Below are 15,413 nucleotides of genomic sequence, written 5' to 3' on the forward strand. Positions count from 1 at the left end.
TCTCGATATCGCCGCATTTCCTACAGATTGCGGTCGCATTCGGCTGGCAGCCTGTCACCTCAAGCTTTTTGTTTTGCGCAATTCCGGGCGCAAACCGCTGTGCATTTTTGCTGGAATCGCTTCAGCATTGATCAGGAGGTGATCTGCCATGAGCCTGTCTTTCCCGACGATGGCGGCGATCCGGTTCGGCTATGGCTTGCGGCCGGGCGAGGCGCCACCTGACAGCAAGGACGAGCTCATCGGCCAGCTGCGCAATGGGGCGGCGGCGATGCCGGATTTTCCCATGGGCGGCCCGGACATGCGCCACCGGGCGATTCTCAGCCTGCAGTCGCAGCTGACGCAAATTCGGCAGGACGCCAAGACGGTGACTGACGATACGGTGCAGCGCGAGATGCGCAAGGGGGTGCAGCGCCAGGCGCAGCAGCAGTTCCAGCACGATTCGAACCTGCGGCTGATGCAGGCGGTGCTGTCGCCCTACGGTTTCTACGAGCGGCTGGCGACCTTCTGGACTGATCATTTCTCCACCAGCGCCAACAAGAGCCTGCCGATGCGCCTCATCGTGCCGCTCTACGAGGCCGAGGCGATCCGGCCGTTCATATCGGGCAGGTTCGGCGATCTGCTGCGCAGCGCCACTGCCCATCCGGCCATGCTGATCTATCTCGACCAGGCGGATTCGCTCGGGCCGGACTCGGCCGGCGGCATCAAGCGCAACAAGGGGCTGAACGAGAATCTCGGCCGCGAACTGCTGGAGCTGCACACACTCGGCGCCGGCAGCGGCTATAGTCAGGCGGATGTCACGGCGGCAGCCATGGTGCTGACGGGGCTCACCGTCGACCGCAAGGAGATGGATATCGTCTTCCGGCCGAATATATCGGAGCCCGGCGCGCATCAGGTGCTCGGCGTCAGCTATGGTGGTAACAGGCGCTCGCGCGACGATTATCTCGATTTGCTCGATGATCTCGCTGTCCATCCGAAGACGGCGGCGCATATCAGCCGCAAACTCGCAGTGCATTTCGTCTCCGACCAGCCCGACGAGGGCATGGTGTCCGACATGGTTGAAGCCTGGAAGAAGACGGATGGCGATCTGACGGCCGTCTATACCGCCATGCTCGACCATCCCGCCGCCTGGCGCGACGAGGGCACCAAGGCGCGCCAGCCCTTCGATTATGTCGTTGCGGGTCTCAGGGCGTTGAATGCGGGGCCGGTCAACGGCGTCGTCGGCAGCTTCCTGGCGGCCAACCAGCAGGGCACTGAAGAGGGCGACATGGCCGCCAATACGCCTGGCATGGCGGGATCACCGGTGACGACGGATCCCGCCGGCGAGGCAAGAGACAAGCGTCTCAAGGCCTTCCGGACGGCGCGGGCACTGGGGCAGGGCGCGTTGAAGCGCATGGGCCAGCCGATCTGGCTGCCGCCAAGCCCGGCCGGTTTCGAAGAAGGCTTCTCCGCCTGGATCACCGGCAGCCAGATTGCCGAACGGCTGGCCTGGGCAAGACGGGCCGCAGCGCAGTTCGGCCGAGACGAGGATCCGCGCGAATTCCTGAAATCGACGCTTGCCGATGCAGCCCGCGACGAGACGATCCGCGTAGTCTCCCAAGCGCCGAACAAGATCAGCGGGCTGACGTTGGTGCTGGCTTCCCCCGAATTCAATCGCCGATAGGAGCGTCTGCCCATGAGCCAGATCCTGCTTTCCCGCCGTGGCTTTCTGACGTCGGCCTGCTGTCTCGCCGCCGCCCCCGCCTTCATCCCGGTCACCTTCGCGGCGATGCCGGGTGACAACCGTTTCATCACCATCGTGCTGCGCGGCGCGATGGACGGCCTGGACCTGGTGCAGCCCTATGGCGATGCCGGTTTTGCGGCGCTCAGGCCGACCCTGGCGCTGACGCCCGACACCGGGCTTCTCGATCTCGATGGGCGTTTCGGCCTCCATCCTGCCGCCGCTGAACTGATGCCGCTCTGGAAGAGCCGGGAGCTCGCCTTCGTGCATGCGGTGTCGACGCCCTATCGCGACCAGCGCAGCCATTTCGACGGGCAGGATATGCTGGAATCCGGTGGCGAGCACGTCGCCGAGGAAAAGACCGGTTGGCTGAACCGGGCGCTCGCCATCATCCCGCGCTCGGATGCGCGCAGGGCGATCGACGTCAACACCTCGACGGAGCTGATCCTCTCCGGGCCGAACAATGTCGATGTCTGGGCGTCGGATTCCAATCTGTCGCCGGCGCGTGACGAGATGCAGTTTCTGGCGCGGCTCTATGCCGGCGATCCACCGTTTGCCGCAGCACTCGCCGAGGCGACGCGGGCTGACACCGCCGCGATGATGGTCGAGCCGGATGGCCAGCGCGGTGAAAAGACCGCCGATGTGGCCGCGCTCGCGGCCAATATGCTGAAGGGCGATTACCGCATCGCCAGCTTCTCCATCACCGGCTGGGACACGCATATCGGCCAGGCCGGCCAGTTCAAGCGGCCGGTGCAGGACCTTTCGCAGGCGATCAACACGCTGAAGACCACGCTCGGGCCTGAGATCTGGGCAAAGACGGTGGTGCTCGCCATGACCGAATTCGGCCGCACCGTCCGCCAGAACGGCTCGGCCGGCACCGACCACGGCACCGGCGGCTGCGCGGTGCTATCAGGCGGCGCCATCAACGGCGGCCGCATCCTCGGCCGCTGGCCCGGTGTCAGCGACGGCCAACTGCTCGACGACCGCGACTTGATGCCGACCGCGGACGTGCGCGAACTGGCCGCAGCGATGCTCTACCGGCAGTTCGATGTGAGTGCGGATGATCTGACGGGGAAGATCTTTCCGGGGCTGGGGTTTGATAAGGGGTCGCAGTTTCTCAAGGCGTAAGGCCTGGCCCACACCGACCAGCCTTATCCTGAGGTGCCCGCAGGGGTCTCGAAGCACGAGGCTGGAGAGAGGGCCCTTAGTGACCGGTCATCTTCAGCGCTGCCTCAGGCAGCCGCTCGCCTTGAACCTGGATTCCGGAGAGGGCCGCGTCGATTTCGGCGAGATCGTCGGCCAGAAGGTCGATGTCGACAGCCCCGAGATTCTCGTCCAGCCGATGCTGCTTCGTCGTTCCCGGGATCGGGACGATCCAGGGCTTTTGGGCCAGCAGCCAGGAGAGGGCGATCTGGGCGGGTGTTGCGCCCTTGCGGTCACCGATCCGCCTGATCAGGTCGACGAGCGCAAAATTGGCCTTGCGCGCCTCAGGTGAAAAGCGCGGCACGCTGTTGCGGAAATCACTCGCGTCGAATTTGGTGTTCTCGTCGATCTTGCCTGTGAGGAAACCGGCGCCGAGCGGGCTGAAGGGCACGAAACCGATGCCGAGCTCCTGAAGGGTGGGCAGCAGTTCCGCCTCGGGGCCGCGCCAGAAGAGCGAATATTCGCTCTGGACGGCAGTCACCTTCTGGACGGCATGGGCGCGGCGGATCGTCTGAACGCCGGCTTCGGAAAGGCCGAAATGTTTGACCTTGCCGGCTGCGATCAGCTCCTTGACGGCGCCGGCCACATCTTCGATCGGCACGGCGGGATCGACGCGGTGCTGGTAGAACAGGTCGATGCGGTCGGTCTTCAGACGGCGCAGACACGCGTCGGCAACCGCCTTGACATGTTCGGGGCGGCTGTTGGTGCCGCCGCGGCGCTCACCGGTTTGTGGGTCGATATCGAAGCCGAATTTGGTGGCGATGACCACCTGGTCGCGAATCGGCGCGAGCGCCTTGCCGACAAGCTCTTCATTGACGAAAGGGCCATAGGCTTCGGCCGTGTCGAACAAGGTTACGCCTTGCTGATGGGCGGTGCGCATCAATCTGATCATCTCGCCTTCGTCGGCGGGCGGGCCGTAAGCGGCGCTCATGCTCATGCAGCCGAGACCGAGTGCGGAGACTTCGAGATCGCCGATATTGCGTATTTTCATGGTCGTATCCGTTCGTGGCTTTGTATGGCTGGCTGCCGCCAGCATCCCAGGTGAGTTGACGTGAACTTAGTCCCCATGTCAGCTTTCGATTAGATGCTGTAATGCGCATGGACCTATAAGGCGGACTAATGAATGCCCCAGGACAACAACTTCAACGAACTCGTCGCCTTTCTCACCGTCGCCAGGGAACGCAGCTTCACCCGGGCGGCTGCCAAGCTCGGCGTGTCGCAATCGGCGTTGAGCCAGACGGTGCGCGGTCTCGAAGAGAAGCTCGGGCTTCGCCTTTTGACCCGCACGACCAGAAGCGTGTCGCCGACACAGGCAGGAGAACGCCTGCTGGAACGGGTCGGGCCGCGATTTGAAGAAATCCAGTTCGAGATCGCCGCCTTGAGCGAAATGCGCGAGCGGCCGGCCGGCACCATTCGCATCACGGCGGGCGAGCATCCGGCGATTTCCGTTCTCGCTCCTGTATTGGCGCGGTTTCTTCCTAATAATCCCGATATCAACGTCGAGGTAATCGTCGACTACGGCCTGACGGATATCGTCGCCGAGCGCTACGACGCCGGCATCCGGCTCGGCGAGCATTTGGCAAAGGACATGATCGCGGTTCGGATCGGCCCCGAGATGCGCATGGCGGTCGTTGGAGCGCCCTCCTATTTCGAGCATTATCCACGCCCTGATGTTCCTCAGGACCTGACGGCGCACAACTGCGTCAATATGCGGCTGCCGACGCATGGGACGATATATCCCTGGGAGTTCGAGAAGGACGGCCGCGAACTGCGCGTCCGTGTCGAGGGGCAGGCCGTGTTCAACAACATCGCCATGCGGATCGGCGCCGTACTGGACGGGCTGGGACTGGCCTACATGCCCGAGGACCAGGTTCAGTCCTATATCGAAGACGGGCGGCTGATCCGGGTTTTGGAGGACTGGTGCCAGCCTTTCCCAGGATACCATCTCTACTATCCGAACAGGCGTCATGCGTCTCCTGCGTTCACCCTGTTCGTCGATGCGCTCCGCTATAGAGGAAAGTAAATCCGATTTTATTCCATCACGGCTTATCAACAGCTTGTGATTAATTAGCGGTCCTAATAGACCCTAGCTGTCCGAGCCGTCTAATCCTTTCTCTGCAATGCCTCTACCTTCTCGCCATCTGAAACGGGAGAAGCCGACATGCGATATGGATTGCCCAACACTCTCGCGGCATTGCTGCTTGCCTCGGCGCAGTTTGCCGCGCCATTGGCGACGGCTACCGATGCGGCAAAGTCCGAGCCATTGGTCATCCAGGAGCAGGGCAGCTTTGCCGTCGGGGGAACCAGCACGACGGCGCCCGGACCCTTCGATCCGCTGAAACCTCTCGATCCCGCAGGCCAGACCTATCACGGCGATCATGCCTTTGCCTTTTACCAGGTGCCGGTGAACCCGCGTCAATACCCGATCGTGATGTGGCACGGTGCCGGACAATTCTCCAAGACCTGGGAGACGACGCCCGACGGCCGCGAAGGCTTCCAGAACATCTTCCTGCGTCGAGGCTTCTCCACCTATCTCGTCGACCAGCCACGCCGGGGCGGGGCCGGGCGGACCATGGTCGAGACAACAGTGAAGCCGACGCCGGATGAGCAGCTCTGGTTCAACCAGTTTCGCGTCGGCATCTGGCCGAACTATTTCGACGGCGTGCAATTCTCCCGTGATCCGGAAGCGCTGAACCAGTATTTTCGCGCGATGACGCCGAACACCGGCCCGTGCGACATGGAGGTCGTGTCGAATGCGGTGGCAAAGCTGTTCGAGAAAATCGGTCCTGGCGTTCTTTTTACTCACTCGCAGGGCGGTGGACCCGGCTGGCTGACGGCCATCAAGAGCGACAAGGTTAAAGCCATCGTCGCCTTCGAACCCGGCAGCAGCTTCGTGTTTCCGGCAGGCGAGGTCCCCGCTGATATGCCGAGCGCCTTCGACACGCTGAAGGGCGTGCCGGTGCCGATAGACGACTTTCTCAAGCTGACGAAGATCCCGATCGTCATCTGTTACGGCGACAATATTCCCGACCAGCCGACGACGATGCCGGCGCAGGATAGCTGGCGGGTGCGCCTGGCAATGGCTCGCCTGTGGCGGGACACGGTGAACAGGCATGGCGGCGATGTCACCGTCGTGCATCTTCCGGAGATCGGCATCCGCGGCAACACTCACTTTCCGTTCTCCGACCTGAACAATGTTGAGATCGCCGACCTAGTCTCGACATTCCTTCGCGAGAAAAAGCTCGACTGATCGTGCTCGCGGGGAAGTTGAGACATCTTCGCGCAGCTTCTCGCCTGATCCTGGAAACAGAAGTGAAACTCATGAAACAATTGTTGGGAAACCTGATGCTGTCGGCCAGCATGATGCTGGCCGTTCTGCCGGGCGTCGTCAGCGCTCAAACACCAACCGAAGGCGACGACAAGTCGCGGCGGTCGCGCGCCCAGCAACTGATGGGCGCGACCGCACCGAAGCTGGCTGAACTGACCGACGACGTCCTCTATGGCGACATATGGGAACGCCCGCAGCTGTCGAAGCGGGATCGCAGCCTCATCACCGTTGCGGCGCTGATCGCCATGAATCGGCCCGACCAGCTGAGATCCCATCTGGCCAGGGCCCGCCAGAACGGCGTGACCGAGGACGAACTGATCGAGACGATCACCCACCTTGCCTTCTATGCCGGCTGGCCGAGTGCTGTCTCGGCCGTTGCCATCGCGAAAGACGTCTTCGGGCGTGAATGAGGCGAGCTGCCTTCCGCTTTTGCCGGAGCCGGTCGCCCAAACGCCTTCCGCACAAAACCAGGAAAGACATCCATGCGTCATTTCATCAAACGCATTGCAATTCTCTTTGCCGTGGCCGGCGCCGTCACTCTCGTCGGCTGGAAGGTCGACGCTGAGCCGAACCGGACGACGATGCCCGAATTGGCCGGTCTCGTTCACTACACCACCGTCAGACGCGGCAACGTGACCGAGCACATCATGACGACGAAGGAAGCCATCCAGGCGGTGAAGAACGGGCAGCCTGTTCCGCCGGGCACGCATTTCGTGCTGGTCGATTACCGCGACGGGCAAGTCTATCGCACTTTCGTTATGGAAAAGGGCTCCGGCTGGGGCGGCGACTATGACGAAGACCGTCGCACCGGCGACTGGCAGTTCCAATGGTTCAAGCCTGACGGCAGCGTCAACATGGCCGAGAACACGGCGCGGTGCCAATCCTGCCATTCCTCCCGGGCCGACGAAGACTTCCTCTACACGCTTGATGATCTCAAGGCTTTCGAGGGAGCTGTCATTGACTAGAGGAGATCGAAGCCGCTGCGAGAGCGCCGCGTCATGAGCCCGCTATTCCTGATACGCTTGGTGTTGGACTTCACGGCCGCCGGGCTGCTTCTGGTCGCGCTAGCCTATTGGTGGCTCGACAACACGTCACATGAACTGATCGGAAGCGGTATGTTCGTCCTTCTCCTATCGCACAATGTCTTCAACAGGCGGTGGTGGGCGAGGCTTCCAAGGGCGGCGCGGGGCAGGCCTGGGCTCGTGACAATCGCCTCGAATATCTCGATTGCCCTGGTAATGGCCGCATTGCTGGTCACCAGTCTGCTGATGTCGCGCAGTGTGTTTGCTTTCCTTCCCGTCAGCGGTGGACCGACGGCGCGTGAAATTCACATCCTTGCTGCCTACTGGGCGTTCATCCTCGCAGCTGTCCATCTCGGCCTTCACTGGTCGATGATCACGGCGGTCGCGGGCAGGCTATTGCGGGCCGGGTCGCCAAACGCAATCCGGACTGCAGCCATTCGTGCCGTTGCGGGCGCAATTGCGGCTTACGGCATTCACAGCATGGTGGTCATGGGCATCGGAGACAGGCTCTTGGCCAGGCCATCGATCGATTTCTGGGACTTTCAGGAGTCGACCGCGGGCTTCTTTTTGCATCACGTCGCGATCCTGGGGGCGTGTGCTTGTGCTGCGCATTATGCAGCAGGATGGCTGCGATGGGCGGGTGGGGTGCGGCGGGTGACGGATGCCGGCGAGTGATGTTTGCGACGACTGTGGGGATGGAGTTTGCGGCTGCGCCTCTCCCGGCCCTTCGCTTGGGCTCAGGGCGTTCGACGTTGCAATCGATTCACTGGATCGATTGCTCCCGCTTCGCGGGACCACGTCTCACCCCAGCACATCATAGAGCCGGAAGATGAAGCTGATCTGGTAGAGCAGGTTGGCGGTGATGAAGGCGGTGTGGAAGCGGCGGTTGGGGGTCCAGGCGGCGATGGCGCAGAGGATGATGTAAATGATGTTGCGGGCGGGATATTCCCAGCCGAGCGAGAGGATGCGCTCGTGGCCTTTGATCGCCGTGTCGAGGATATCGATGGCGTAGGTGAGGCCGAGAATGCCGAAGAACCATTTCCGCCGGGAAATAAAATATTCCTCGTAGCCGCCATATTCGTCGAGTGAAGCAGGAAAGAGCAGGGCGCAAAGCAGGAAGAACAGGCTGCAGAAGCAGACGAGGAAGAGATAGATGCCGAAGCCGATCGCAGGCACGGCCTGCAGGCGATACTCCCACCACCAGATGTGGATGATGAACAGGAACATCGACAGCGCCCAGCCGAGATGGATGGGATAGACTTTGGCCTTACCAGGATGCTGGACGATGCCGGCAACGCCGGTCAGCACCCTGGCGAGCGACAGGCTGATGACCATGCCCATCACCACCTTGATGTGAAGGAAGACCTCCGGCGAGCTGACCGTTTCCATGCTTTCGATCCCGGCCTGTCACTCCACAGGGACTTGCTTCGGTTTGCCCTCTTCGTCGAGCGCGACCATGATGAAGGTGCCGGCCGTGACCTTTTCCTGCTGGTTGTAACGCGAACGATGCGCCCAGGCTTCGACGATCAGTGTGATCGAGGTACGCCCGACACGCTCGATATCGGTATAGACCGACAGCGTGTCGCCGATCTTGACCGGCAGTTCGAAGGCCATCTCCTTGACCGCGGCGGTAACGACGCGGCCTTTGGCGCGCTCGGCCGCACGGATGCCGGATGCAAGGTCCATCTGCGCCATGACCCAGCCGCCGAAGATATCGCCGGCCGGATTGGCATCGCCGGGCATGGCAAGCGTCCTGAGCGTCAGTTCGCCTCTCGGCTTGGCGGCATCGGTCATCACGTCTTCTCCATCTGGTATGGGCCATGGGCCGGCGATTCACTGCGGATCACCCTAGTGCAAAGGCCGTGGGCTGTAAAAGACGGCACGGCCGGGCGCTGAAGGCAGCCGACGGGAAAAATGTTGCAGCCTTCGCAGATCGAAATCTCATTCGATTTCAAATGGTTGATTTCGGGCGTTTCGGCCTGACCTTACGTTATTTAATCATCTTCTAATTAAGCTTTACGCTCCAGTAATTCCGGCAATTCAGAATGCGATCGATCTCACCTAAAAGAATCGCCGGGAACCTCATGCGCAACGTCAAGATTTCCACCCGCCTTTACTGCCTCGTCGGCTTCACGCTTGCCGTGCTTGCAGCGGCGATGATCTTCTTTCTGAACTACTCCTATTCCGAGCTGCAAGCGGAGCGGAAGGCGGGGCTGGAGAAGATGGAGGCGACGGCGCTCGGTATCTTCGACAAATATTACAAGATGGAACAGGCGGGCACGATGACCCGCGAACAGGCGCAAGCGGCGGCCAAGGAGGTGATCGGCGCGATGCGCTACGGCGCCGACGGTTATTTCTGGATCAACGACATGCGTCCCGCCATGGTGATGCACCCGATCAAGCCGCAGCTTGACGGTACCGATATCTCGCAGATGAAGGATCCCACGGGCAAGTTCCTCTTCGTTGAATTCGTCAACAAGGTGAAGAAGGACGGCAAGGGCTTCGTCGATTATTACTGGCCGAAGCCGGGCGCCGAAGAGCCGGTGCTGAAATATTCCTATGTCGCCGGTTTCGAGCCCTGGGGCTGGATCGTCGGCACTGGTGTTTATGCGGATGACCTTGCCGCGCTTTATCGCCAGAACGCGATCTGGGCGGCGGTGCTCTGCCTGCTCGGGGCTGCCGCCACGATGGCCATCGCCTATGCCATCGTGCGCAGCGTGACAGTGCCGATCGCCCGGCTGAAGGCGGCGATGAACGCGATCGCAGCCGAAGAGGCATCGGTGGAGATTGCCGGCAGCGACCGCCGCGACGAGATCGGCCAGATGGCCAAGGTGCTGCTGGTGCTGCGTGATTCCGTTGACGAGCGTAGCGCGCTGCGCGGCCGGGAAGACGAAAGGCAGCGGCAGATCGAGGAAGAGCGCCGCGGCAACGAGGCAAGCCTGCGTTCGGCCTCCGAACGACAGACCCAAGCGATGCAGGCGCTCGGCGTTGGCCTGGAGAAGCTCGCCGGCGGCGACCTGACGGTTTCGATCGGTGACATCGGCGAGGATTACGCCAAGCTCAGGAGCGATTTCAACGCTGCCGTCGATGCGCTGAACGGCGTCATCCATGCGATCGCCGAATCGAGCCGCGTCGTCAACGACAGCGCCTCCGACATCAGCGAGGCGACCGGCAACCTGTCGAAGCGTACCGAACAGCAGGCAGCCGCGCTCGAAGAGACGGCGGCAGCGCTCGACGAGATCACCGCGACCGTGAAGACGGCATCCGAGCGCGCGAACGAGGCGCGCGAGATGGTGGCCGAGACCAAGGCAAGCGCCGGACGCTCCGGCGATATCGTTCGCAATGCAGTGACGGCGATGGGCCGGATCGAGGAATCGTCGAGCCGTATCAACCAGATCATCTCGGTCATCGACGAAATCGCCTTCCAGACGAACCTTCTGGCATTGAATGCTGGTGTGGAGGCCGCGCGGGCAGGTGAGGCGGGTCGCGGCTTTGCCGTCGTCGCGCAGGAAGTGCGCGAGCTCGCCCAGCGTTCTGCCAATGCAGCCAAGGAAATCAAGGAACTGATCAGCCGGTCGGCAACGGAAGTCGAGGGCGGTGTGGCGCTGGTGCGCTCGACGGGCGAGGCGCTGCTGGAGATCGAGGCGTTGGTCAACCAAGTCAACGATCATGTCGCCTCGATCGCGACGGCGGCGCGCGAGCAGTCGACCGGGCTGAACGAGATCAACGGTTCCGTCAACCATATGGACCAGATGACCCAGCAAAATGCCGCGATGGTCGAGGAGACGACGGCGGCAAGCCGTACGCTCGCTGACGAGAGCACCCAGTTGAAGACGCTGCTCGCGAATTTCCGGCTGCGCGCGGAACCATCGGCGGTGGCCCGATACACACGGGCAGCGTGAGGAAGCGGAGAGATTAAAGGCCGGGAAACCGGCCTTTTTCAATTGCGTCGCGTTCAGATTGTGCCGGTAAGTTTTCATTCACCGTTTTTAACTAAAATTGAAGTGAGTTTTTTCGGTCACTGCCCAGCCAGCCTGCGGAAGCGATAAGAGTATGGCGTTTGTTTCCTTTCCTCGGCGAACCCTTTTGCCCGTTATCCTCTCGGCGGCGCTGACGACCTGTTCGATCAGTGACGGGCTGGTGCCGCCGGCCAATGTCGACAACGGCACCAGGGTCAGCTCAATCTCTCCGTCGAGAGGGGCAGCGCGCATGGCGCCTGCCGTGCGCATGGCGCCGGTGGAGAGCCAGTCCTCCTATCCGGTTTCCAGCGCGGCCGTCGGCAATACGCAAGGCTCCCTCGATTATCTTGATACGCCAAACCTCGCCGGCACCGGCCAAGCGGCACGAGCCGCACCGGCGCAGACCGCACCGGGGTCCCGGCGGCTGCCAATGATCGACAGCGACGAGGCGCTGGCGGCGGGCCAGCCGAGCGGCAATTGGGGCGGCACGCAGAACCTTGCGATCCCTTCCGGCGGCGTCAACATGGATGATGAGCTCGGCGCCCAGCCGGTCGTCGGGCTGGCGCAGGAACAACAGCAGCAGATCGCCGAAGGCAATGCTACCGAGCCGGTTGTCGACGGCATCGGCACCGACAATCCTACGCAGCTCAACCAGCCCATGCGCCAGCCCCCGCAGCAGCCAATGCCGCAGCCGGCGGCCGAGGCACAGATGAGCCGGGCGCCCGCTTGGAGCGACGGCAGCCCTGTCGTGGCGCCGACCCGCGTTCCCGAAGAGGACGAGAGCGAAGAGGTCGCGATGCTGCGGCCGAACAATCCGATGATGAGCGAACCGGCGGCACCCGTCGATCCCAGCGTCATGCCGTCCTCTGAGCTTGCCTGCCGGCGCGAGTTGAAGCGCATGGGCGTGCTCTTCGATGAAAAGCCGCCAATCTCGAACGGGCCGGCCTGTCAGGTGCCTTATCCGGTATCGCTGAAGGGGCTTTCCGGCAATATCGGCGTGAAGCCGGCCGTGACGTTGAACTGCCAGGTGACGCTCGCCTTCGCCAAATGGGTGAAGAACGAGCTGGCGCCGTCGGCGCGCTTCCGCTACTGGACCGGCATCAAGACGATCCAACCGCTCGGCGGCTATTCCTGCCGCCGCATGAACAACAGCCGGCAGAGATACAATCCGATGTCGGAACACGCCCGCGGCAATGCCATCGACGTCGGCAAGTTCGTGCTGAAGAACGGCCACGAGATCGACGTGCGCAAGAAGGGCCTGTTTTCGTTGCGCGAGGGCCGGCTGCTGAAGGCGGTGCGCACCGATAGCTGCCGCTATTTCAACACCGTGCTCGGGCCGGGCAGCAACCCGGAACACTGGAACCACTTCCACTTCGACCTGCGCTCCCGCAAGAGCGGCAAGGCCTATTGCGATTGATGTATGTCGCCGTAAGGCGTGCGGCGCGGGTGCAATTGATATCGTAGCAATCGGCCCGGCTGGCAGAAAATGGTTCATCCCCGCCGCGGCGCGCGCTATAGATCGGTCAGGCGGATTGCCTTTCGAGAGTTTGATCCATGAGCTATGATTTCCATGTCGGCCAGAAGGTCGTCTGCATCAACGATACTTTCAAGCATGTCAGCATCGACCAACTTATCCGCAAGGGCGAGATTTATACGATCCGCTGGGTGGGTGAATATACCCACTATGTCGACGGCACGTTCATCGGGGTGAAGCTCGCGGAAATCCATCGCGGCAATGATGACGGGCCGGAAGGTTACGGTGCGGCCGACATGCCTTACCGCGCAACGCGCTTCCGGCCGCTGGTCAAGGACAAGATCGCATCGCTGCGCAAGCTTCTGGCGCCGACACCGGATGCGCCGGTGGAACCGAAGGAAAAGATCAAGAAGAAAGAGAAGGTCTGAGCACCCCGGCGACACCAGCATTTTCCTGACTTCGTGCGCGGGACATCAACACCGTTATGACGCGCTTGTGCCTCTGGTCTAGTTTGCCTGTGCGACAGTCCGCGAGGGGCAGGTTTGAGGGTGCGCCATGAGACTGATTTCGAAAATCCTGGGGCTCTGCGCCGCCATCGCCATCATGATCGCGGCAACGGGAACGGCGGCCGCCGATCCGCTGGTTTTCACCTATCGCGGATGGCAGGTGGATCTCACCAATGCCAGGGACGCGGAGCCCGACCGGGAGATGGTCGCGGCCGTCAAACGGCAGCTCGATATTGTCGAGCATGTCGATCTAAAACCCGATGTCCTCACCTTTATGCGGTCGATCAGGATCTGGGCCAATCCGGCCGCCGCAAAGGCCGGGCCCGGCCACTACAGCAGCAAGACCGGCATCGACCTGCGCGTCAAGAGTCTTGCGTCCGACAAGCCGATCATCCTGCATGAACTTCTGCATGCCTATCACGACCGGATGCTTCCGGGCGGATTCGGCAATGCCGATGTCAAGCAATTCTTTGATATCGGCCGGCGGGTCTGGCCGGGCGATTCCTATATGATGAGCAATGATCACGAATTTTTCGCGGTCACGGCCAGCGTCTACCTGTTCGGCGACATCGACCGGCCGCCTTATTCACGCAGCCAGCTGCGGGAGAAACAGCCGCGATACTACCAGTGGCTGGCCACGCTGTTCGATGACGGCCGGCCGCCGCGGTCGTAGGGCCAGCAGCCCGCGATCCTGATCAGGCCGTCTTCCTGCTCAGGAACAGCGCGGTCTCTTTACGAACCTCAAGGACGCCGTCGGATTGCCTGAACGCATCGGCAATGGCTTGACGGAGCTTGGTGAGCTCGAGTTCGCCGGCGCTGTCGCCGGGCGGGTAGGAGGTCAGCGCCAGGAATACATCCTCGGGCTCGGTGATCCGCAGCTTTGCCGGATGCTGCGACATGGAGACGTTTCCAAACTGTGACCGCATCGATTGCTCGGCAGTGTCATATCCGAAGGCTTCGGCAGCCGGATCGGATGGCGCGCTGCCGAAGATGGTCGTCAGCGCGTAGATCTCGCCCATATTGCCGGCGCCGTTGGTTGTGACCGCAAGAGACCCGCCCGGCCTCAGCACTCTTGACATGTCGGCGATGCCGGCGTCCGGGTCGGGCAGGTGATAGAGCATATGCATCGCGACCACGGCATCGAAGGCGCCGTCTTCGAAGGGAAGCGCGGCGGCATCGGCTTGGCGGCCTCGAACGGAGCCAAATGGCAATGCGCTGCAGCGCGCCACCGCCTCGTCGACCATGCCAGGCGAAAGGTCGGCGAGCGTCAGGTCAAGATTCTCCGGCAGCAGACCTGCCGTTGCCGCCCAGAACCAGGCCGGCCCGCAGCCGATGTCGAGGATACGATCGCCCGGCTTCACCGGCAGCTGCGCCGCAACCCATGGAAACCATGCCGTCTCGGCGATGGTGTATTGGCTATGTAGTCGAGCCCGCGCGGCGAGCTTCCGGCTGTCGCCATATTGGTCCGCGTTGTCTTCTGTTATGGAGGACATCCCATCTCTCTGGCTCTTCATGGGGGCATCGGCTCGAGCTTGTGAGCAGAGCGTATAGAGGGCTCGGTCGCCCGACAAGACATGACTTGCAGGTCGGGCCTCTCGCATATCGCTGTTGAGGATTGTCCGGGTACGGCGAGTTTGGCTATCAAAATAAATCGTATCCGATTAAATCGGAATGGTGTTGACATCGATTTTGGTGGGGCGTATTAGAGCGTATCCGATTAAATCGGATGCGTATAAAACCCAAACCGAAAGGATATCATCATGACCGAGAAGCTTCTCTTTACCGGCAAGACCCACATCTCCGGCGGCCGCAACGGCTCTGCACGCAGTAGCGACGGCACGATCGACATCAAGCTGCCGCAACCGCATCCAGCTGCCGAAAACCTGTTCGGAATCGCCTGGTCGGCCTGCTATATCGGCGCCATCGAGCTTGCCGCATCCCAGCGGAGGATCACCCTGCCGGCCGGTCCCGAGGTCGATGCGGAGATCGATCTGAACGGCGATAACGGCTCCTTCTTCCTCAGGGCGCGCCTCAATGTCAGCCTGCCCGGCATCGATCGCGAGGTTGCGCAGGAATTGATCGAGGCAGCCCATGGCATCTGCCCTTATTCCAAGGCGACACACGGCAATATCGACGTCGAGACCACGCTTCTCTGAGCGGGGGAAGGGAGGACCTCACTGTCAGAGGATTTGATGCGAAGGGCC

At 62.0% G+C, this 15,413-nt stretch carries 16 protein-coding genes; 12 read left to right on the top strand and 4 right to left on the bottom strand.

All coding sequences use genetic code 11. The features are described from left to right. Positions 1 to 148 precede the first annotated feature (148 nt). Both FHX10_RS04505 and FHX10_RS04510 read left to right on the top strand, forming a co-directional pair. Positions 149 to 1,660 (top strand): DUF1800 family protein, encoded by a 1,512-nt coding sequence (locus tag FHX10_RS04505; protein WP_029868406.1) that lies wholly within the window; start codon positions 149 to 151, stop codon positions 1,658 to 1,660. A gap of 12 nt (positions 1,661 to 1,672) precedes the next feature. Further along, positions 1,673 to 2,845, top strand: coding sequence for a DUF1501 domain-containing protein (locus FHX10_RS04510; RefSeq protein WP_029868407.1), 1,173 nt, complete (start codon positions 1,673 to 1,675; stop codon positions 2,843 to 2,845). Positions 2,846 to 2,921: 76 nt separating this feature from the next. Here the strand turns inward: FHX10_RS04510 and FHX10_RS04515 are convergent, their stop codons facing one another. Continuing rightward, the gene (locus FHX10_RS04515) at positions 2,922 to 3,911 is read right to left on the bottom strand and encodes an aldo/keto reductase (RefSeq protein ID WP_029868408.1); all 990 of its coding nucleotides are present in this window, start codon (positions 3,909 to 3,911) and stop codon (positions 2,922 to 2,924) included. A gap of 132 nt (positions 3,912 to 4,043) precedes the next feature. On the opposite strand from FHX10_RS04515, the gene FHX10_RS04520 reads away from it, so the two are divergent. The 5 genes from FHX10_RS04520 (at position 4,044) to FHX10_RS04540 (ending at position 7,945) form a co-directional block, all read left to right on the top strand. Then, entirely contained in the window at positions 4,044 to 4,943 is a 900-nt protein-coding gene (locus FHX10_RS04520) for a LysR family transcriptional regulator (RefSeq protein WP_063475123.1), read from the top strand. 138 nt (positions 4,944 to 5,081) lie between these two features. Beyond that, positions 5,082 to 6,170, top strand: a complete 1,089-nt coding sequence (locus tag FHX10_RS04525) for an alpha/beta fold hydrolase (RefSeq protein WP_184389107.1) — start codon at positions 5,082 to 5,084, stop codon at positions 6,168 to 6,170. Positions 6,171 to 6,241: 71 nt separating this feature from the next. Continuing rightward, positions 6,242 to 6,658: a carboxymuconolactone decarboxylase family protein gene (locus tag FHX10_RS04530; RefSeq protein WP_029868459.1), complete on the top strand. Its 417-nt coding sequence runs from the start codon at positions 6,242 to 6,244 to the stop codon at positions 6,656 to 6,658. 72 nt (positions 6,659 to 6,730) lie between these two features. Next, the gene (locus FHX10_RS04535) at positions 6,731 to 7,213 is read left to right on the top strand and encodes a cytochrome P460 family protein (protein ID WP_029868458.1); all 483 of its coding nucleotides are present in this window, start codon (positions 6,731 to 6,733) and stop codon (positions 7,211 to 7,213) included. Between the two features lie 33 nt (positions 7,214 to 7,246). Beyond that, positions 7,247 to 7,945 (top strand): DUF4405 domain-containing protein, encoded by a 699-nt coding sequence (locus FHX10_RS04540; RefSeq protein WP_063475122.1) that lies wholly within the window; start codon positions 7,247 to 7,249, stop codon positions 7,943 to 7,945. A gap of 126 nt (positions 7,946 to 8,071) precedes the next feature. Here the strand turns inward: FHX10_RS04540 and FHX10_RS04545 are convergent, their stop codons facing one another. Both FHX10_RS04545 and FHX10_RS04550 read right to left on the bottom strand, forming a co-directional pair. Beyond that, positions 8,072 to 8,659, bottom strand: a complete 588-nt coding sequence (locus FHX10_RS04545; protein ID WP_047610421.1) for a hypothetical protein — start codon at positions 8,657 to 8,659, stop codon at positions 8,072 to 8,074. 18 nt (positions 8,660 to 8,677) lie between these two features. Further along, entirely contained in the window at positions 8,678 to 9,064 is a 387-nt protein-coding gene (locus FHX10_RS04550) for an acyl-CoA thioesterase (RefSeq protein ID WP_049813453.1), read from the bottom strand. 290 nt (positions 9,065 to 9,354) lie between these two features. On the opposite strand from FHX10_RS04550, the gene FHX10_RS04555 reads away from it, so the two are divergent. The 4 genes from FHX10_RS04555 to FHX10_RS04570 all read left to right on the top strand — a co-directional run bounded on the left by FHX10_RS04555 (position 9,355) and on the right by FHX10_RS04570 (position 13,882). Beyond that, entirely contained in the window at positions 9,355 to 11,172 is a 1,818-nt protein-coding gene (locus FHX10_RS04555) for a methyl-accepting chemotaxis protein (protein WP_028757226.1), read from the top strand. A gap of 151 nt (positions 11,173 to 11,323) precedes the next feature. Next, positions 11,324 to 12,646: an extensin family protein gene (locus tag FHX10_RS04560; RefSeq protein WP_028757225.1), complete on the top strand. Its 1,323-nt coding sequence runs from the start codon at positions 11,324 to 11,326 to the stop codon at positions 12,644 to 12,646. Between the two features lie 137 nt (positions 12,647 to 12,783). Then, a complete protein-coding gene (locus FHX10_RS04565; RefSeq protein ID WP_028757224.1) occupies positions 12,784 to 13,131 on the top strand; it encodes a hypothetical protein in 348 nt (115 codons plus the stop codon). 127 nt (positions 13,132 to 13,258) lie between these two features. Then, positions 13,259 to 13,882 carry a hypothetical protein gene (locus FHX10_RS04570; RefSeq protein WP_028757223.1) on the top strand — a complete coding sequence of 208 codons (624 nt, stop codon included), beginning with the start codon at positions 13,259 to 13,261 and terminating at the stop codon, positions 13,880 to 13,882. 22 nt (positions 13,883 to 13,904) lie between these two features. On the opposite strand, the gene FHX10_RS04575 is transcribed toward FHX10_RS04570, so the two are convergent. Next, positions 13,905 to 14,702, bottom strand: coding sequence for a class I SAM-dependent methyltransferase (locus tag FHX10_RS04575; protein WP_063475121.1), 798 nt, complete (start codon positions 14,700 to 14,702; stop codon positions 13,905 to 13,907). A gap of 267 nt (positions 14,703 to 14,969) precedes the next feature. On the opposite strand from FHX10_RS04575, the gene FHX10_RS04580 reads away from it, so the two are divergent. Beyond that, the gene (locus FHX10_RS04580; RefSeq protein WP_028757221.1) at positions 14,970 to 15,365 is read left to right on the top strand and encodes an Ohr family peroxiredoxin; all 396 of its coding nucleotides are present in this window, start codon (positions 14,970 to 14,972) and stop codon (positions 15,363 to 15,365) included. The last annotated feature ends 48 nt before the right edge of the window (positions 15,366 to 15,413 follow it).

The organism is Rhizobium sp. BK591, assembly GCF_014195045.1.
GTDB classification, from domain to species: Bacteria; Pseudomonadota; Alphaproteobacteria; order Rhizobiales; family Rhizobiaceae; genus Rhizobium; species Rhizobium anhuiense.